The organism is Hyphomicrobium denitrificans ATCC 51888 (genome assembly GCF_000143145.1).
GTDB classification, from domain to species: Bacteria; Pseudomonadota; Alphaproteobacteria; order Rhizobiales; family Hyphomicrobiaceae; genus Hyphomicrobium_B; species Hyphomicrobium_B denitrificans.
Map to the genome: position 1 here is coordinate 897,391 of NC_014313.1, position 17,005 is coordinate 914,395.

At 61.6% G+C, this 17,005-nt stretch carries 19 protein-coding genes; 16 read left to right on the forward strand and 3 right to left on the reverse strand.

Annotated elements, in window-relative coordinates; genetic code table 11:
* The first annotated feature begins 180 nt into the window (after window positions 1–180).
* The 9 genes from panB (at window position 181) to HDEN_RS04240 (ending at window position 7,880) form a co-directional block, all read left to right on the forward strand.
* Window positions 181–1,062, forward strand: a complete 882-nt coding sequence (gene panB / locus HDEN_RS04200; protein WP_013214887.1) for a 3-methyl-2-oxobutanoate hydroxymethyltransferase — start codon at window positions 181–183, stop codon at window positions 1,060–1,062.
* Between the two features lie 162 nt (window positions 1,063–1,224).
* Complete coding sequence (locus HDEN_RS04205; protein ID WP_013214888.1) at window positions 1,225–2,019, forward strand: tetratricopeptide repeat protein; 795 nt, start codon at window positions 1,225–1,227, stop codon at window positions 2,017–2,019.
* A 30-nt stretch (window positions 2,020–2,049) separates the two neighbouring features.
* Complete coding sequence (locus HDEN_RS04210; protein WP_013214889.1) at window positions 2,050–3,399, forward strand: outer membrane protein assembly factor BamB family protein; 1,350 nt, start codon at window positions 2,050–2,052, stop codon at window positions 3,397–3,399.
* 86 nt (window positions 3,400–3,485) lie between these two features.
* Window positions 3,486–4,892: a ribosome biogenesis GTPase Der gene (gene der, locus HDEN_RS04215; RefSeq protein WP_081446223.1), complete on the forward strand. Its 1,407-nt coding sequence runs from the start codon at window positions 3,486–3,488 to the stop codon at window positions 4,890–4,892.
* Window positions 4,893–5,015: 123 nt separating this feature from the next.
* Window positions 5,016–5,276, forward strand: a complete 261-nt coding sequence (locus tag HDEN_RS04220; RefSeq protein WP_013214891.1) for a hypothetical protein — start codon at window positions 5,016–5,018, stop codon at window positions 5,274–5,276.
* Between the two features lie 182 nt (window positions 5,277–5,458).
* Window positions 5,459–5,905 (forward strand): DNA polymerase III subunit chi, encoded by a 447-nt coding sequence (locus tag HDEN_RS04225; RefSeq protein WP_013214892.1) that lies wholly within the window; start codon window positions 5,459–5,461, stop codon window positions 5,903–5,905.
* A gap of 49 nt (window positions 5,906–5,954) precedes the next feature.
* Window positions 5,955–6,800 (forward strand): 23S rRNA (adenine(2030)-N(6))-methyltransferase RlmJ, encoded by an 846-nt coding sequence (locus HDEN_RS04230; protein ID WP_013214893.1) that lies wholly within the window; start codon window positions 5,955–5,957, stop codon window positions 6,798–6,800.
* Between the two features lie 243 nt (window positions 6,801–7,043).
* Complete coding sequence (locus HDEN_RS04235; RefSeq protein ID WP_013214894.1) at window positions 7,044–7,259, forward strand: cold-shock protein; 216 nt, start codon at window positions 7,044–7,046, stop codon at window positions 7,257–7,259.
* A gap of 360 nt (window positions 7,260–7,619) precedes the next feature.
* Window positions 7,620–7,880, forward strand: a complete 261-nt coding sequence (locus HDEN_RS04240; protein WP_013214895.1) for a hypothetical protein — start codon at window positions 7,620–7,622, stop codon at window positions 7,878–7,880.
* Window positions 7,881–7,962: 82 nt separating this feature from the next.
* Here the strand turns inward: HDEN_RS04240 and HDEN_RS04245 are convergent, their stop codons facing one another.
* Window positions 7,963–8,250, reverse strand: coding sequence for a hypothetical protein (locus HDEN_RS04245; protein WP_013214896.1), 288 nt, complete (start codon window positions 8,248–8,250; stop codon window positions 7,963–7,965).
* A gap of 282 nt (window positions 8,251–8,532) precedes the next feature.
* Between HDEN_RS04245 and HDEN_RS04250 the strand changes: the two genes are divergently transcribed.
* Both HDEN_RS04250 and HDEN_RS04255 read left to right on the forward strand, forming a co-directional pair.
* Window positions 8,533–8,844, forward strand: coding sequence for a hypothetical protein (locus tag HDEN_RS04250; RefSeq protein ID WP_013214897.1), 312 nt, complete (start codon window positions 8,533–8,535; stop codon window positions 8,842–8,844).
* Window positions 8,845–9,021: 177 nt separating this feature from the next.
* Complete coding sequence (locus tag HDEN_RS04255; protein WP_013214898.1) at window positions 9,022–9,807, forward strand: hypothetical protein; 786 nt, start codon at window positions 9,022–9,024, stop codon at window positions 9,805–9,807.
* A 120-nt stretch (window positions 9,808–9,927) separates the two neighbouring features.
* On the opposite strand, the gene HDEN_RS04260 is transcribed toward HDEN_RS04255, so the two are convergent.
* Entirely contained in the window at window positions 9,928–10,296 is a 369-nt protein-coding gene (locus HDEN_RS04260; RefSeq protein WP_013214899.1) for a response regulator, read from the reverse strand.
* A 113-nt stretch (window positions 10,297–10,409) separates the two neighbouring features.
* A complete protein-coding gene (locus HDEN_RS04265; RefSeq protein WP_013214900.1) occupies window positions 10,410–11,060 on the reverse strand; it encodes a histidine phosphotransferase family protein in 651 nt (216 codons plus the stop codon).
* 264 nt (window positions 11,061–11,324) lie between these two features.
* Between HDEN_RS04265 and HDEN_RS04275 the strand changes: the two genes are divergently transcribed.
* The 5 genes from HDEN_RS04275 to HDEN_RS04295 all read left to right on the forward strand — a co-directional run bounded on the left by HDEN_RS04275 (window position 11,325) and on the right by HDEN_RS04295 (window position 16,924).
* A complete protein-coding gene (locus tag HDEN_RS04275; RefSeq protein ID WP_245256724.1) occupies window positions 11,325–12,191 on the forward strand; it encodes a 3'(2'),5'-bisphosphate nucleotidase CysQ family protein in 867 nt (288 codons plus the stop codon).
* Window positions 12,192–12,331: 140 nt separating this feature from the next.
* Window positions 12,332–13,264: a DUF1134 domain-containing protein gene (locus HDEN_RS04280; RefSeq protein WP_041921855.1), complete on the forward strand. Its 933-nt coding sequence runs from the start codon at window positions 12,332–12,334 to the stop codon at window positions 13,262–13,264.
* A gap of 121 nt (window positions 13,265–13,385) precedes the next feature.
* Complete coding sequence (locus tag HDEN_RS04285; RefSeq protein WP_013214903.1) at window positions 13,386–14,825, forward strand: coiled-coil domain-containing protein; 1,440 nt, start codon at window positions 13,386–13,388, stop codon at window positions 14,823–14,825.
* Window positions 14,826–14,946: 121 nt separating this feature from the next.
* Window positions 14,947–15,957 (forward strand): cation diffusion facilitator family transporter, encoded by a 1,011-nt coding sequence (locus HDEN_RS04290; protein WP_013214904.1) that lies wholly within the window; start codon window positions 14,947–14,949, stop codon window positions 15,955–15,957.
* A 268-nt stretch (window positions 15,958–16,225) separates the two neighbouring features.
* Entirely contained in the window at window positions 16,226–16,924 is a 699-nt protein-coding gene (locus HDEN_RS04295) for a Crp/Fnr family transcriptional regulator (RefSeq protein ID WP_245256725.1), read from the forward strand.
* The last annotated feature ends 81 nt before the right edge of the window (window positions 16,925–17,005 follow it).

Below are 17,005 nucleotides of genomic sequence, written 5' to 3' on the forward strand. Positions count from 1 at the left end.
TGCCGCGCAAACGCCGCTGGCTGTGCATAGCCTGTGGTTAATTCGCGATTTTGCTGGACTTCGCTGCGCGTCGGCTCCGACCACGGGGCTCGCATTCCGAAAACTTCATTCGGTCAGGCGTTTGCGCTAGTATGAACTGCTCGCTCGGCGTCCATCGATCGCCGCGACGATCGGAGGCCAATGTCGATCCACTTCAAGCATCGCCGGATGATGGCGCCCGACATCACCGCCCGAAAAGGCGGCGATCCCATCGTGGCGTTGACGTCCTACCACGCGCACACGGCCGCAATTGCCGACAATCATTGCGATTTCCTGCTGGTCGGCGACAGCCTCGGCATGGTGATGCACGGCTATGAATCGACCGTGCCGGTGCCGCTCGATCTGATGATCATGCACGGTCGCGCGGTGGTCAGAGGTTCGAAGCGTTCGCTCGTCGTGATCGACATGCCTTTCGGCACGTACGAGGAAAGCCCGCCCGTCGCGTTCCGCAACGCGGCTCGGGTGATGAAGGAAACGGACTGCGGCGCGGTCAAGCTCGAAGGCGGGCGGCGCATGGCGGAGACGGTCCGCTACCTCGTCGATCGCGGCATCCCGGTGATGGCTCACATCGGGCTGACGCCGCAATCGGTCAACGTGCTCGGCGGATTCAAAACGCAGGGGCAGAGGGTCGATCAATGGGCGGCGATCGAGGAAGATGCCCGGCTGGTGGCCGAAGCCGGCGCATTCGCGGTGGTGCTGGAAGCCATGGCCGCGCCCCTCGCCGAGCGGATCACCCAGGCCATTCCCATTCCGACGATCGGGATCGGTGCGTCGCCCGGGTGCGACGGGCAGATTCTGGTCATGGAGGATATGCTCGGGCTGTCGCCGAACGTTCCGAAATTCGTGAAGCTATTCGGGGCGATAGGCGGGGCGATCGACAGCGCGATCGGTGCTTATGCCGCCGAAGTCCGGGCGCGGACGTTCCCGGCGCCAGAGCACACCTATTCGGTCAAGGGCGAAGGTGGGCCTGCTGACCCGGCTCAACAACGGGCCACGAAAAAGCCGAAGACTCCGAGCACTTAGCTCGGTGGCCGTATCGGATTTTGCTGCCAACGTCCCCGGATGAATGGGGTGCGGGGGTTGCTCCGGGCGGCTGCTTCGCTATCTATGCCCCCATCGTGGGATTGGCCGCTGGGCCTCCCGCATCACAGACGACCAGGAATTGCCGGAGCTTAGGGACATACGATGGCCGATCAACAAGACAGTCTGCTTCGCGAAGTCGAGCAGGAGATTCGCCGCGAGCAGATGGCGAAGCTCTGGCAGCGCTATAGCGGACTGATAGTCGCCGCGGCGGCGTTTCTGGTGCTGGCTGTTGCGGGCTACAAATTCTTCGAGAGTCGCCGCATCGTCGCTGAACAAGCCGCTGGCGCGGACTATTCCGCCGCCGAAACGCTCAGCGACAACAAGAAAAAAGAAGAGGCAGAGGCAGCTTTCAAGAAGATCGCGGAAGAGGGACCGGCCGGATACGGTTCGCTCGCGCGGCTGCAACTCGCTGCTGCTTTGCTCAAAGACGGCAAGACTGCCGACGCGATCGCGACGTATGAAGCGCTCGCGAAGGAGTCAGGTGCCGATAATCTGTTGAAAAGCTTTGCACAACTGCAAGCCGCATCGCTTCGGATGCCGGATGCGGACTATGCTGAGATCCAGAATCGTTTGACACCAATCGCAGGCGACGATGCGCCGTTCAGCAAGAGCGCCCGCGAGTTGCTCGGCGTTGCCGCCTACAAAGCCGGGAAATTCGACGAGGCGCGCAAGTATCTGGAACCGCTGCTGATCGATCCCAATGTTTCGGAAGCGCTGCAAGAGCGCGTGAAGATATTGATGTCGGGCATTGCAGCGGCCGAGGTCGGCGGCAGCACGAAGGCGTCGGACGCTGGTGCGGCGAAGGCTTCGACGGGCGGCACGGCTGATGCGGGGAAACCGGCTGATGCGGACGCAAGTCCGAAAGCCGATGCGGCGGCTGCTGAAACAAAGAAGTGACGGCGGCGTGACGGGAGAGGAGAGCAGGGCTTGAGCAAGGGGGGGAACGACAAGCGCGGTCGCGTATTGCCGCTTCTTGCGGCTGTGGTCGCAGGGACTTTGCTCGGCGGATGCGCGGGCGGTGGTCCGAGCCTGCCGAAAATGTCCGAGCTCAATCCGTTCAAGACCAAGCAGCAGGCCCTTCCCGGGCGGCGCGTTCCTGTCATCGAGACGACCGAGAGCCTTTCCGACAACCTGGCCGATGCCGACAAGCCGATCGTCATCCCGCCGATGCGATCGAACGATGCGTGGTCGCAGCCGGGCGGCGAGCCGAACAATGTCACCGGCAACCTCGCGCTCGCGGGTGCTGTGCGCCAGGCATGGAGTGCAAGCGTCGGCGAAGGATCATCCAAGACCGGGCGCGTGACGGTCAGTCCCATCGTTTATGACGGACGCATCTACGCGCTCGACGCGGCCGCCAATCTGTCGGCGTTCTCGCTCACCGGCAGCAAGGTTTTTTCTGTTTCGACCAAGCCGGAAGGAACGGTCGGACTTGGCGGATACGGTGGCGGGCTCGCTGCCGAAAACGGCCGTCTCTATGTCGCCAACGGCTACGGCACCGTTGCCGCCGTCGATCCGCAATCCGGAAAGACGATCTGGACCAAGAACCTCGACGTTCCCGTGCGCGCCGCTCCGACGGCTGTCGGCGATCGTCTCTATGTCATTACGATCGACGGGCGCTTCTATTGCCTGAGCGGCATCGACGGCGCTGAAGTCTGGACGGCGCGTGGCTTGCCGCAAACGGCCAGTCTGATGAACTCGACCAGTCCGGCGGTCGACGGCGATATCGTCGTCGTGCCGTATCCGTCGGGCGACATCATCGCCTACAAGACGTCGGACGGCTCGGCGGTGTGGACGGAAAACCTTTCGCGCACCCGTCAGACGTCGCAGATCGCCTCGATGAGCGATGCGGCGCGTCCGGCGATCGACAATGGTGTCGTTTTCGCAGTCGGCCATGCGGGCCGCATGATCGCGGCTCAGGCCAAGAACGGCGATCGCCTCTGGTCGGCAACGATCCCGAGCTCGCAGCCGCCTTGCGTTGCCGGCGATACGGTCTTCGTCGTCGACACCTCCGGGCGCTTGCTGGCGCTGGCGCGTTCGACAGGCAAGACGAAATGGACGGTGAAGCTGCCGGACGCCAAGTCCTGGGCTGGGCCGGTCCTTGCCGGCAACAAGCTGTGGCTGGTCTCGAGCGCAGGTCAGGTCGTGAGCGTCGACGGTGCCGCGGGCAAGGTCGAAAGCCAGGTCAGCATCGGGGAAGCGTCCTATATTCCGCCCATCGTGGCCCAGAACCGCATGTTCGTGCTAACCGACGCGGCGAAACTGATCGCTCTCAACTAGGAATTGCGCTAGAGACCTGCGGACGGTCGCCGCCGGATGCGTGCGAACGCATCCCGCATTTTGGTTAATCACACGACGGCCATTCCTTGACGTTTGAAGCTCATCTCCCTGTGGTCGCCATTGTCGGCCGCCCCAATGTCGGTAAATCGACGCTGTTCAACCGCCTGACCGGAACGCGGGCGGCGCTTGTCTCCGATCTGCCAGGTCTGACGCGCGACCGGCGCGATGGCGTGACCGACTTATTCGGGGTCAACCTTCGTCTGATCGACACGGCGGGGCTCGAAGAAGCGCGCCAGGGTTCGATTGCCGATCGCATGCGCAAGCAGACGGAACAGGCGATCGAAGCCGCCGACCTCGTGCTGTTCGTGATCGACGCGCGCGCGGGCGTTACTGGGGCCGATACATCCTTTGCGCGGATCGCCCGGCAGTCGGGGAAGCCGGTCGTCCTGGTCGCGAATAAGGCCGAGGGCCGCAAGGGGACCGATGGCGTTCTCGACGCCTTTTCGCTTGGGCTCGGGGCTCCGATCGCGATTTCGGCCGAGCACGGCGAGGGCATCGGCGACCTCGCAACCGACATCTTCGCGGCGCTGGGTTTGAAAATTCCGAAAACGGGCAAGAAGGGCCGCGACGACGACGATCCCGCCGCGGCGGGTGACGCCAAGACGCGGCCGCCTGCACCGGCACGGCCGATCCGCGTTGCCATCGTCGGCCGTCCGAATGCGGGCAAGTCGACGCTGGTCAATGCGCTGCTCGGTGAAGACCGGATGATCACGGGGCCAGAGCCTGGACTGACGCGCGACAGCGTCGCGAGCGAACTCAGCTACAAAGGGCAATCGATCCTGCTGTTCGATACGGCGGGCTTGAGGCGCAAGGCGAAGATCACCGAGACGGCGGAAAAGCTCGCGGCAAGCGACGCGGTTCGATCCATACGTTTCGCGGAAGTCGTCGTGCTGCTGATCGATGCGGAACGTCCGTTCGAGCATCAGGATCTCACGATCGGCCATCGCGTCACGGAAGAGGGGCGCGCGCTCGTCGTTGCCATCAACAAATGGGATCTCATTCCGGAAAAGCAGAAGGCGCTCCGTGAACTGAAAAAGACCGTTGCGGAGAGTCTCGCGCAAGTTCCGAATGTTTCCGTCGTCGCGATTTCGGCACGCTCGGAAAGCGGGCTCGATCAACTGATGTCGGCGATCATCAAGACGCACGCGACGTGGAACCGCCGTGTTCCAACTCCGCAGCTCAATCGCTGGCTCGAAGAGGCGCTGAGCCGGCATGCGCCGCCTGCAGCCGCCGGACGGCGCATCAAAATTCGTTATGTCACGCAGCCGTCTACGCGCCCGCCGACGTTCGTTGCTTTTTGCCAACGCGCCGACGCTTTACCAAAATCGTATATCAAGTACCTCACGAACTCGCTGCGGGAAGCCTTTGACCTTCCGGGCGTGCCGATCCGTTTCAGCTTGAGGAAGGGCGAAAATCCCTACGCCAAAAAATAACGTAAAGCTGGATCAAGTTTCGCATTGCTGCGCCCGCATCCGCCTCGGCCAGAGATCTGGCATCCGGCATTGCGGCGGGGTAAATTTCCGTCTCGATAGCCTAAGGAACCTCAGGGGCCACGAATGAAAAAATCTGAAACCGTTTTGGCCGCTGCCGTCGCGGCGTGCGCTGCCTTTTTCCTCACGGCGCCTGCCATGGCGTATTCGGCCAAGGTGCGAAACGCCTGCGCGGGCGATTACCAGAACTTCTGCGCGCAGTACGCTCCCAACAGCACGGAGCTTCGGCGCTGCTTCGAGAGCAACAGGAAAGGCCTGACGCGCACGTGCGTGACGGCTCTGGTTGATGCTGGCGAAGTGCCTGCCAAGTATCGCAAGAAAAGATAGGCGGGATGAAATCGCAGCGGGCGGGAGCACAGTGGCGAAATGCAAGAAGGCCACAGCACTCACCGCCCGCACGGGCGTCAGCTCCAAGAACCAAGCGCCGCTCCGGATAGAGCTAGATAGGTGATGCGCGACGGACTTCAAGAGTTCAAAGAGCTGTGCGTCTCTCAGCCGGGCGATCGCTGATGGACGTCTATTTTTATCATCTCGAACATCAAACGCTTGAACGCGTGCTGCCAAGTCTTCTCGAAAAGACGTTGGCGCGCGGATGGCGTGCGGTCGTGCAGGCGGGAAGCGAAGAACGTCTCGATGCGCTCGACCTCGCGCTCTGGACGTACGACGACGAGAGCTTCCTGGCGCATGGAACGGCGCGCATCGGGCATGCGAATTTGCAGCCTGTCTATCTGACGCTCGGCCACGAAAATCCCAACGGCGCGGGCGTTCGCTTTTTCGTCGACGGGGCTGAAGCCGACAAATTCGAAGGTGCCGAACGGTTCGTGTATGTTTTCGACGGACACGATCCGGAAGCGTTGACATCGGCGCGTGGCCAATGGACAGCCGCGAAGGCGGCAGGCTGCGCCGTCGCGTATTGGCAGCAATCGTCAAGCGGGCGGTGGGAGCAAAAGGCCTAACCGCGCCGCCTATTGCGATGTTTTCCGAGCAGCTTTCCGGTCGCCGACAATGAATTATCGCCACGGCTATCACGCTGGGAATTTCGCCGATGTGCTGAAGCACGTCGTGCTCGCGCGCGTGCTGACGTACATGAAGCAGAAGCCGCGTCCGTTTCGCGTCATCGATACGCATGCGGGCGCCGGGCGCTACGATCTCGCAGGCGTGGAAGCTGGTAAGACGGGCGAATGGCAGGACGGGATCGGCCGCGTCTTCAATGCCGAGTTTGCGCCACCCGTCGCTGAACTCCTGCAGCCGTATCTCGACGCGGTGCGCGCCGATAACGCGAGCGGTGACCTCGAAGTTTATCCGGGCAGCTCATTGATCGCTCGCCGGATCATGCGACCCGAAGACGTTCTCGTCGCCAACGAACTCAACGCGTCCGAGTTCGAGCGTTTGAAGCGCGAACTCGGCCGGCCGCGCAACACGACCTTTCTCAACATCGATGCATGGCACGCGGTGAAATCGCTGCTGCCGCCCAAGGAACGCCGCGCGGTCGTTCTGATCGATCCGCCGTTCGAAGCAAAAAGCGAGTTCGCCGATCTCGCGGTTGGCGTGCGCGAGGCGATGAGCCGGTTTCAGGATGGCGTGTACGTGATCTGGTATCCGCTCAAGGACGTCGAGGCCGCCGATCGCTTCGTGGCGGAAGCGACGTCGCGCCCAGGTCTTGAGTTTCTGGACGTCCGGCTGGCGGTGTGCGCGCCTTTTCCGGGGCTCGGGCTGACGGCGACGGGCGTGCTGGTCATTAATCCGCCGTATCTGCTCCGAGGCGAGCTAGAGACCGTTTTACCGGCGCTCCGGGACTGCATGGCGGAAGGCGAAGGGTGCGGTTTCGTGCTGAAAGGCGTCGTGCAATAGTCGCAATCTGCGTTGCTCCGCAGCATTTCGCCTTGCACAAAACAACCAAACACGAGATAAATTGACGCACGCTAAGGCGGGCATCGGCGTGCCAGCCCTCTCCCGCGTTCACACTCCGGTCGCGTCTGCACGAGCCGGGGAGCGCGATTGGGTTTTGTGCTCCGAGGTCCGTCCCGGTGATCGCTTAGGGCTCATAGGGAAGAGTCTGAAAGCGAGTGCCGGATTGCGCCAGGAGACCGCCGCATGCGCCAAACAGGTACCGTTAAGTTCTACAATTCCCAAAAAGGTTATGGATTTATCAAACCCGATACCGGGGGCAATGACGTGTTCGTTCATGTCACCGCCGTCGAGAGATCGGGCATTGGTGAGTTGAATGAAGGTATGCGGATCTCTTTCGAGACCGAACCCGATAAACGTGGCAAGGGACCTAAGGCTGTCGACCTGCAAAAGGCCGGTTGAACCAGTCTGCGCGGTGGCCACGTGCCACCGCATACCATGCTGCGCCGCATATCTGCGTTGATGTTGCGCAAAGGCGCGTGCGAACGTGTTGAGCGCCGTCTCTTCACAAAGCGCCAATTGCGCGATCGGCGATGCATGACGGCCGTGGCCGTCGCGCCGCAGTCGTCGGAAAGCTGTGTGTTCAGCCTGCTGCGCAACACCTGCGTTTAAATTCCAGCGCTAATGTCGCTCGAAGGCAAGGCTCAGGTCTTGCCTTGTCGGAGGAGTTCGTTCGCGCCGGAAACGAACGCTCGGTCTTGGCGACTGCTCGCCTGAACCGCGGCGCCGTCGGTCGCGAATTGCGAAACAGGGGAGACTGAGATGAAGACGTTTGTGCGAATGGGGATGATCGCTGCGGCTGGCCTCGCTGTCGCTTCGACGGAAGCGTCGGCGAAGTGCGTGCTGGCCGGTGGTCAGGCGACGATGGTGACGCTCGATCTTGCCAAGTTCATGTCGAATGCTGCTTTGAAGAACTCGATCAGCGCACACGGATGGAAAGCACACGGAGCAGTCCGCACGCGTTGCGATACGTCGTCCGTCGGCTTGCCGCATTGCGTATCGCGTCAGAAGGCTTGCGGCTGACGCGACGCGTTTCTGCGAACGACATAAGAAAAGCCCGCTGGAAATGATCCAGCGGGCTTCAATCGTATCGGAAGAAATTCGATCAGGTTTTTGCCATTGCGTTGCGGATCGCGCCGATGATGGCCAGGAGGACGCCGCCGCCGACACCACCACCAAGAACCTGGGTGAGGATGGCCATCGGGTCCAAGGATCCGCCCGCGACCGCCGTATTAAATACGTGCTCGAGAACTTGGCCGCCGATGCCTCCGCCGACGATGCCGGCAATCGAGTTGCCGAGCGTGCCAAGGCTCAGATTCTTAAGAAGACCGCCGGCGACGTTGCCGCCAACTGCTCCGCTGATCAATTGGATGAGTAGGGTCGCGATGTCCATTATATGACGTCTCCACGATGCGACAGCGACTCCGCGATATTTCGCATTTGAGTCACCACCAATGAATAGTCCCCAACAGTGGGAATCATATCACACATCCTGTGACAATCCGTACAACTCGACAGCGAAGCGGTCGTGTTTCCGGCAGAGGCGTGGTGGATAAGATACAGCCTTGCCGGAATTGGCGGCGGCAACCATTTCTTGAGGGAGTTCAAAGACAATTCCGGTATTCTGAGCGCGTCGTGGGGGACGCAACCGCGGCGCCAAAGAGAGGTCTCTTCGATGACGTTCAAGTTCGTTTCAGCCTTGCTGTTCGTTGGAATGCTCGTGTGCGTCGCGGCGCCAGCGAATGCGCAGAAAAAGGGCTATCAGAACTCGAGTCAGGACGACGGATATACAATTCGGCGTAAACGCGGAGGCTACTCGTACGGCTACGGCGACTCGATCAACACCGACGCGCGCGGCAAGGCCGGCGGTTCGGGCTATCGCGATCCGCGCCTTTACCGCCAGACGCCTGCCGGTCCGTTCGACTCGGGATTCTTTTTCGATTCCGGCATCGGTCTTAACGGCGGTCAATCGCCCTACATGCACTAAGCCCGCCGGCGACTTCCGCTCACTGCTTCTGCTCGATCGCGAGCCGTGGAAAGCTGTGGGCGAGGTGCAACAAAGTGTCGAGAACTCCATAGGTTGCAAAAGTCGCCCTCGTCCTGCCACGGTCCCGTCAATATAAAGGCAGGCAGGATCGGGTGGGTATCACGGGGGCATTTCAGTATGCGCGCTATCTTCAACCTCGTTGCAGCGGGTGCAACAGCGGCCGCTTTCATCGCCGCGGTGTCGCTGCCGGCAACGGCTGCGTGCAAGCGGTACGGGTTCACCGTCAACGACTACGGTAAGGACGGCCCGACGAAAGACGCGAAGGCGCTGCTCGACAAAACGATCGCGTCGAAGATGTCGGAGCTGGGCATCAAGGACTATCGCACCGGCAAGAAAAGCGTTTCGTGTGAGCTGTTCCTGAACTTCATCGTCTTCGACGAGCATACGTGCACGGCCGAGGCTACGGTGTGCTGGGGCGGATCGCAGCTGCCCAAGTCGGACGAAACCGCGGCTGCTGATGATGCAGCTGATGCCGCGCCGCAGAAGGCAGCGGCCAACGACAGCGAGTCTGCGGCGGCGAAGAAAAAGGGCGTCGCCAATAAGCCGGAGTCCGGCGCGGAAAAGAAAAAGACCGCGAAGACGATCGCCGATCCCAAGAAACCGGTTGAGCATGCTCAGCACACGAGTGCGCCGTCCGCGGCTTCAGCGAATGCAGCCGCAGCGACGCCGGAGGCTGCATCGTCCGAGACTGAGGCCGCTCCTGTTGAAGCTGCCGCGAAGCCTGAGCACGCAAGCCACTCGGCCAAGCCGGTCGAGACGGGCTCTCTGAATGAAGCGGCGAAAAAGCCGGCACATCACAACACTGAAAAAGCAGCGCCTGAGGCGAGCGATGGTCCGCCGGTGAAGCTCGACAACGGCGAAGGTTATCCGACGCCGGAAGCACCGCAGGACGGCGCACAGTAAGACGCCGACAAGCTGCGTAGATATTCAGATGGTGCTTGAGGATGTCCTCGAGCACCATTTTTCGTTGTGGGGATTGCGTTTGCGGTTGGAGAGCTTTGCGTGCGGAAGGCGCGGCGCGTCTCAGGCCGTTACGCGAATCTCGGCGAGCTTCATCTCGATGATCTCGCGATTGAACGGCTTCAGAAGGAAGCTGTCGGCGCCGGCCGCGAGGGCGCGCTTGATCTCATGCGGTTCGTTTTCCGTCACGAGGTAGATGATGTACGGCCGCTGATCGAGAGGCAGCGTGCGCAGCTTGGCGATGAACTCGATGCTGTTGGTGTCGGGTAGGCGCCAATCGACAAGAATGTAATCCGGCGATTCCGTACGCAGGCGCTCGAACGCCGCGACGGGGCCGTCAGCTTCGCTGACGCGGAAACCGAGGTTCTCAAAAATGAGCCTGGTGAACTTCCGGATAATGTCGGAGTCATCGACGATGAAGCAGTGCAGCATGTGATGGATGTCTCGCGCAGCCGCACATAGATTGTTACGCAAACACTTAAGGTCTCGTTAAGCTCTGAGGCGCCTTCGGGGCAGCGGCACGTTTCGCTGCGCGTCCGGCGATATCACTCGGGCTTGGCTACGAGAAGAATGTCGGCGCCGTCCTTCAGGATCTCGAGTCGCATGCCGGCCGTCGGCGCGATGCGCCACGTATAATAGGCCTGGATCGACATGGCATCGAGCGCCAGCGGATTGCCGGCGACGAAGTCCGTCAGATATTGCGGCGGGCGCGCGCTGGTGCCCTTGCATCGGATTAGAAAGCTCGGCTGTTCGAATGAGCCCGCGATCGCAACGTCGATCTCGCCACCGCGCGGCAGCGCCGTGACCGAGGATGCAATGAGATTGAGCAGCAGCTTGACCTTGTCCTTGGCGACAAAGCCCGGAGCGCCGCGCCAGATCAGCTTGTGCTTGCCCTGGGTGATCTTGACGAAGCCACGGGAGATTTTCTCGGCCGTCGTGAGGTCGATCATGGCGCCCGCGGAGCCGGCGGCTCCGAACGCGAAGCGGGCGAATTCAAGCCGCGCCGACGCCTGTTCCGTGACGTTACGGATGACGTTCAGGGCGTAGCTTTTGGCTTGCGCATCATCGTCTTCGTCGAGGATTTCCAAGCCGTTGAAAATGGCGCCGACGGGATTGATGATGTCGTGACAGATCCGGCTCGAGATCAGCGCTGCGAGTTCGAGATCGGTCGGCGGCACAGGTGCACGTTGGCTCATTATCGACCCTTTTTGATGCAAGCCCGGCGTCGAAGCGTGAGACCGCTCAAGCGCGACAGCGCGACGCGAGCCAATCCGGCCGCTTGCGAAATTGTTGTATGCTCTGATACATGCGCCGCATCGCCGTTGCCAAGCCCTGTGACCGGCGGCTTCTCTGAGACCCGGTTTTCATTGAAGGCATGAGTCTTACGCGCCACGGTCTCAATTCGTACGAAGGCGCATCTGGCGCGCATGCGGCGCGGGCAGAATTCCATTGGTGTTTCATTGCAGGCGAATCCGGAGATCGATTTCACCAACCCTGACGCGTTGATCGCGGCGCTGCTGCCGGCGGTGCGTGACGCAGGGCGCGTGGAGATGGCGCATTTTCAGAAAGGCGTCGCGATCGAGCAAAAGGCGGACCGGTCGCCGGTGACGGTTGCGGATCGCGAGGCCGAGGCCGTGCTGCTGACGGCATTATCCAGGATAGCGCCGGGTGTTCAGCTGGTTGCCGAAGAAGATATCGCGGCCGGGGCGACGCATGGCTACGCGCGGCGGTTCTTTCTCATCGATGCGCTGGACGGTACGCGTCTTTTCATTCGCGGCAAGCCGGAGTTTTCGATCAACGTCGCATACGTGGAAGACGGGCGGGCAGCGTTCGGGCTGATCTTCCTGCCGCCGTCCGAACGTTTGTTCGTCACGCGGTCGGATGGCAGCGCGTACGAAGCGCGGCTTTCTCTTGCGGGCGACGAAGCATTCTCCGCGCTCAACTGGAAAAAGCTCGAGACGCGTGCTCCGGATCGCAATGCGCTCGTCGCATTCAATAGCCGGTCCACGGGCGGGGCCAGCGCGCACCTGCTCGCGGAACTCAATGTCCACGAGGCGCGACCGCTCGGCTCGGCGATGAAGTTCTGCCTGATTGCGGCGGGCGAAGGCGATCTCTATGCGCGCTTCGGCGAGACGTGCGAATGGGATACCGCGGCGGGGCAGGCGATCCTCGAAGCAGCGGGCGGCTCGGTCACGACGCTCGACGGCAAGCCGTTGACCTACGGACATTTTGCGCGAGGGTTTCGCAATCCGCATTTCGTTGCGTGGGGCCGCCAGCCGCTGTGGCGCAGCGGCGACGAGGCCAGCCCAAATGCGCGTGGCGCATAGGCAACGCGAATCGGCCATACTTTAGCAACAGAATCCCGCGAATCTGCTTACGGATTTCGCTGAGGGGGTAGTCGCGCGCGGAATCCGTCAACCTCTCGAAGGGTGTGCAAGGCGCGTTCGACAAAGCTGGGGTCCTAATGATGAGCCGCGTCTTCCAGACGATCTCCAAAACATTCAGAACGCCGGCCCGCACGGCTGCGGCGCTTGCGAGCTTGCCGCTTATTATCTGTGTGGCCTTGACGGCATCGACTGCCGGCGCCGTCGACGATGCCTATCGGCCGCCGTCGGAAAGCTATTCGGGGCAGGGCGGTTACGACACCTATCGCCAGGCGCCGCCGCCAGCGGGCGACTCCTACCAGGCTCCGGCAGGTGCAGGTGGCGACAGCTATTATCAGCCCGCACCAGCGAACCGCGGTTATGGCGGCTCGGATCAGCAGGCTCCCAGAAGCGGCGGGTATGGCGCGTACAATGGCGAACGCGACTCCGGCGATTCACAGGGGTATGGCGAGCCCTATCGTCCGCCGCAAGAAAGCGCGAGCCGCGAAGACTATTACAACTCCGGTCCTCCGGCGGATCGCGGTCCCGTTCGCGGTACCTATTCGGAAGACGAGATCGTTCGCGCGGGCAATCATTTCTTCGGCAAAATCAGCGGTGGGCTGGCGTCCGCAATCGAATGGACGTTCCAGAAAGCCGGTAGGCCGAACGGCTATATCCTCGGCCAGGACGCCGGGGGTGCGTTCGTTGCCGGTTTGGCATACGGCGAGGGCACGCTCTACACCAAGGACGCGGGCGACTTCAAAGTCTACTGGCAGGGACCTTCGGTCGGATACGATTTCGGCGCCGACGGCTCCAAGGTCATGACGCTTGTGTACAACCTTCGTGACCCGTCAGACATTTTCGACCGGTTCGGCGGCGTCGAGGGCGCGGCGTATCTGATCGGTGGTGTGAGTGTGCAACTGCAGAAGTCAGGGCATGTCACACTGGCGCCGATTCGGGCGGGCGTCGGACTGCGGCTCGGTGCCAACGTCGGCTATTTGAAGTATACTCGAAACCCAACGTGGAACCCGTTCTGATGGCTGTGTCCATAAACGCGTGTTCGATGTTGCAGAAACCCGCAAAAGCGGGTTTCTCTCGATCTATGGGAATTCCGCGCGCGGCGGGGGCCGCGCTGCCGACCAGTTCAGGACGTGTTGCTTGATCACGCTTTACGCCGCGATGCTCGTGACGCTGGGATTCCTTATCGCGGCCCTGCTTGTCGTTGTCCTTTTGCCGGCCTATCGCCGCCGTATCGAACGGTTCACGACCGAAGCGCTGAAACGCACGCTACCGCTCACCGAGGAGGAAATCCGCGCCGACAAGGATCGGATGCGGGCGGACTTCGCGATGGAAGTGCACCGGCTCGAAACGAAGGTCGAGGAGGCGAGTTTTTCGACCGCCCGGCAAAGCGTCGAAATCAATCGGCGGGATGCCAAGATCCAAGAGCTGACGGAAACGATCGCAGATCACAAGATGAGCGCGGACGAGCATGAGAATGCGCGGCGCGTCCTTGAGCAGGCGATCCTCGACCGGTTGCCGAAGGTTGAACTGCGGCTGACTGAAACGCGCAAGCTGCTCGCAACGCGCGACCGCGAAATCCGTGAGTTGCTCGCGACCAGCGCCAAGCAGGCGACGGCGCTCGAGGAAGCGGCGCAGATCAATGCGCAACGCGAAAAAGAGCTCGTCAAGCTGCGCACGACGCTCGACACGCGCGCGTCGCGTTTCCGGACCAGCCGCTCCGATGACCGAGCCGACGGCAGCGTGGCGCTCAAGTCGGAGCTTGAATCCCTGCGCGCGCAAAATCGTGAGCAAGCCGCTCTGATTGCGCGATTGCAGTCGCCGGATGGCAAGGCGAAGGCGGCAGCCGGCGAGCGCGATCGCAATGCCGAGTTCAAGAAGCTGACGCTGGCGCTCGCGAAAGCCGAATCCGATCTGGCTGCTGCGAAGGCGAACGTCGGAAACGAAGATGCGCAACGCATGGCGCTGGAGGATCGTCTCGCAGACCTGCAAGCCGCGAGCGATGCCAAGTCGACGGAACTCGCGAAGCTGAAGGCGGCCGTCAAGGCGTTCGAGGAAAATGCGGCCGGTACGCCGGGCATCGCGCAGAAGGCGGATCTCAGCGCGCTGCAAGTCGCAGTCGGCGAACAGCGGCAGACGATTGCGGCCCTTCGCGCCGAGATCGCGGCCGATCAGGAACGTCTGTCGCGACAGGCGCAGCACTTTCATGACGAGTTGCGCCGTATGGGGACCCGTCCCTCCGCCGAAAAGGACGCCGATGTGGCGAATGCCACGCCGCGCAAGCCGCTGGCGGAACGGATCGCCGCGCCGCGTCCCGTTCGGTCCGCGGATCATGAAGCCGTCGCTTCAAGCAACGGCAACGGAGCGGACACGGCGCGTGAGCCGCGCGCGCAGCCTTATTTGCGGGCACTCAACGGCAACGATAACGATGCTTCCAGCGACGCCAAGGGAGCGCCGGATGTCGATCGGCCGCCGCCGCTACCGGCGGGAGAGCCGGTAAAGGACGCGGTCGGGGCGACGCCGCCGCCCGTCCGGCGTCCGCGCCTGCTGGAACGGATCAGCGGGCTCGACAAGCGCTAGATCGCTGCTGCCGTATTTCAGCGCAGAGCTGCAGTGCGAGTTGCGCCTTTGACAGGGCGGTTCCACATTCTAAGTTATTGCCCGGCAAGTCATATGGCGCGCGTGCAGCAGGTATATTGTCGTGACGACGGAACATCAGACCGGCGAGTCTCAGTCTGCCTCTCACGAGGGGCATGACCACGGCGATCATGAGCATGATGATCATGAACATGGCTCAGACTCGCCCGGCCACAGTCATGCCCATGGCCATAGCCATGCGCCCAAGGACTTCGGATTTGCGTTCGCGCTGGGCACCGCGCTGAATGTGGCGTTTATCGTGGTCGAGGCCGGCGCTGGCTTTTACGCGAACTCGATGGCGCTGCTCGCCGACGCCGGGCACAATTTGAGTGACGTTTTGGGGCTTCTGATCGCATGGGGCGCGACGCTTCTCATGAAGCGCCGCCCGACGTTACGATATACCTATGGCTTCGGATCGTCGACCATTCTCGCGGCATTGGCCAATGCCGTGCTGCTGCTGATCGCGGTTGGCGCGATCACACTGGAGGCCGTTCAACGCCTCGGCAACTCGGCGCCGCCGGTCAACGATGTGACAATCATCATCGTCGCCAGCATTGGCATTCTGATCAATGGCTTCACCGCATGGTTGTTCGTTTCGGGCACCAAGCATGACGTCAACATCCGCGGCGCTTACCTGCACATGGCGGCGGATGCTGCGGTGTCGCTCGGCGTCGTCCTGGCGGGCTTCGCGATGCTGGCGACGGGGTGGGACTGGTTGGATCCGGTCGTCAGCCTCGTCGTCGCTGGGGTGATCGTCTGGGGAACGTGGGGGCTTCTCAAGGATACCATGCGGCTGGCGCTGCATGGTGTGCCAGCCAGGATCAGTACGGATGGCGTCAGAAGCAAGCTGGTAACATTGCCCGGCGTTGAGAGCGTTCACGATCTGCATATCTGGCCGATGAGCACCACGGAGACGGCATTGACTTGCCATCTGGTCATGCCGGCCGGGCATCCGGGTGACGCTTTCATCGTCAGCACGGCCAAGATGTTGCAGAAAGAGTTCGATATCCGGCACAGCACCCTGCAATTCGAGGTTGGGCCGGGAATCTCCTGTGGCTCGGAATGCTCAGTTTAAAAGCTCACTGCCAATAATGCGGAACCGCTGACTTGGCCCGGCGTATTTACCGGATGTCGCAATGTGTTGGACAAAAGCGGCGGAAAAAGCCAGAATGCTCAGTATATTCATATTCCGTTAGGCCTATTCGGATTGCAGACCAATCCTAAGTTTCCAACGCTCTAGAATACCAATCGCGCAGATGAAATCCCCGTCGCCTTTCCCGGCGGGTCCCCCGTAGACCGGAGTGCGTGCGTTGAATCTGGTGATTGAAAATTGCGAGCCCGCAGTGCTCGTTCCCGTTTTCAAAGTCGAAGATCTTGCGACGGACGACACCCTTCGGTCGCTTCAGCGTAACGAGGTGCTTTTCGAGGCAGGCGATTTGAAATCCCATCTCTATAGGATTGAGACGGGAGCGCTCTGCATTTACCTCACGCATCCGGACAAGACGCGCGAGATCATCGAATTCGCGCTCGCCGGTGACGTCGTCGGAATGGGATTTCTCGAACGGCACGCGACGGCTGCGCGCGCCGTGGTCGACACGAAAGTCAGATGCCTCGCTCTCGACGAAATCGATCGCCTGACCGCCGAGGATGAGAGGGCGAAGAGCCGATTTGACGATGCGGTCGAACGCGAGTTCGCGCTTCGACGGGATCATATCGTCAATACCGGAAGTCCGCGTCAGCTCGTGCAGCTCGCGGCCTTTCTCGTCGCCCTCGCACATCAGAACGAAAGCGAAGGGCGCGATCCGGCGTTGATCGACGATACGTTGGAATGCGCAGTCGTGGCCGGTTATCTCGGGATCAGCGTCGATCGTCTTGCGAAGATGCTCGTGGAACTCGATGAGCTAGGCATGATCGAGACCGCGCCCGATCATGGAATGCGCATCACGGATATGAAGCGTCTCGAAGCTCTTTCGGATGAAATTGCCGATCCGTTGCTTCAGTCGGATTTGCCCGATGCGGAATGTCAGCTGCCGGGCAGCTGAGCGTCCTGACGTTAGCGGCGCTGGCTTCGGAGCTATCTCCACGACAGCGGGCATTTGAACGCGCGACGCCGTTCGATAGTT

Bases quoted from the DNA above. Each gene is read 5' to 3' on its own strand.
- panB (WP_013214887.1), top strand. From the start codon at position 181: ATGTCGATCCACTTCAAGCATCGCCGGATGATGGCGCCCGACATCACC.
- HDEN_RS04205 (WP_013214888.1), top strand. From the start codon at position 1,225: ATGGCCGATCAACAAGACAGTCTGCTTCGCGAAGTCGAGCAGGAGATT.
- HDEN_RS04220 (WP_013214891.1), top strand. From the start codon at position 5,016: ATGAAAAAATCTGAAACCGTTTTGGCCGCTGCCGTCGCGGCGTGCGCT.
- HDEN_RS04225 (WP_013214892.1), top strand. From the start codon at position 5,459: ATGGACGTCTATTTTTATCATCTCGAACATCAAACGCTTGAACGCGTG.
- HDEN_RS04230 (WP_013214893.1), top strand. From the start codon at position 5,955: ATGAATTATCGCCACGGCTATCACGCTGGGAATTTCGCCGATGTGCTG.
- HDEN_RS04235 (WP_013214894.1), top strand. From the start codon at position 7,044: ATGCGCCAAACAGGTACCGTTAAGTTCTACAATTCCCAAAAAGGTTAT.
- HDEN_RS04240 (WP_013214895.1), top strand. From the start codon at position 7,620: ATGAAGACGTTTGTGCGAATGGGGATGATCGCTGCGGCTGGCCTCGCT.
- HDEN_RS04245 (WP_013214896.1), bottom strand. From the start codon at position 8,250: ATGGACATCGCGACCCTACTCATCCAATTGATCAGCGGAGCAGTTGGC.
- HDEN_RS04250 (WP_013214897.1), top strand. From the start codon at position 8,533: ATGACGTTCAAGTTCGTTTCAGCCTTGCTGTTCGTTGGAATGCTCGTG.
- HDEN_RS04255 (WP_013214898.1), top strand. From the start codon at position 9,022: ATGCGCGCTATCTTCAACCTCGTTGCAGCGGGTGCAACAGCGGCCGCT.
- HDEN_RS04260 (WP_013214899.1), bottom strand. From the start codon at position 10,296: ATGCTGCACTGCTTCATCGTCGATGACTCCGACATTATCCGGAAGTTC.
- HDEN_RS04265 (WP_013214900.1), bottom strand. From the start codon at position 11,060: ATGAGCCAACGTGCACCTGTGCCGCCGACCGATCTCGAACTCGCAGCG.
- HDEN_RS04280 (WP_041921855.1), top strand. From the start codon at position 12,332: ATGAGCCGCGTCTTCCAGACGATCTCCAAAACATTCAGAACGCCGGCC.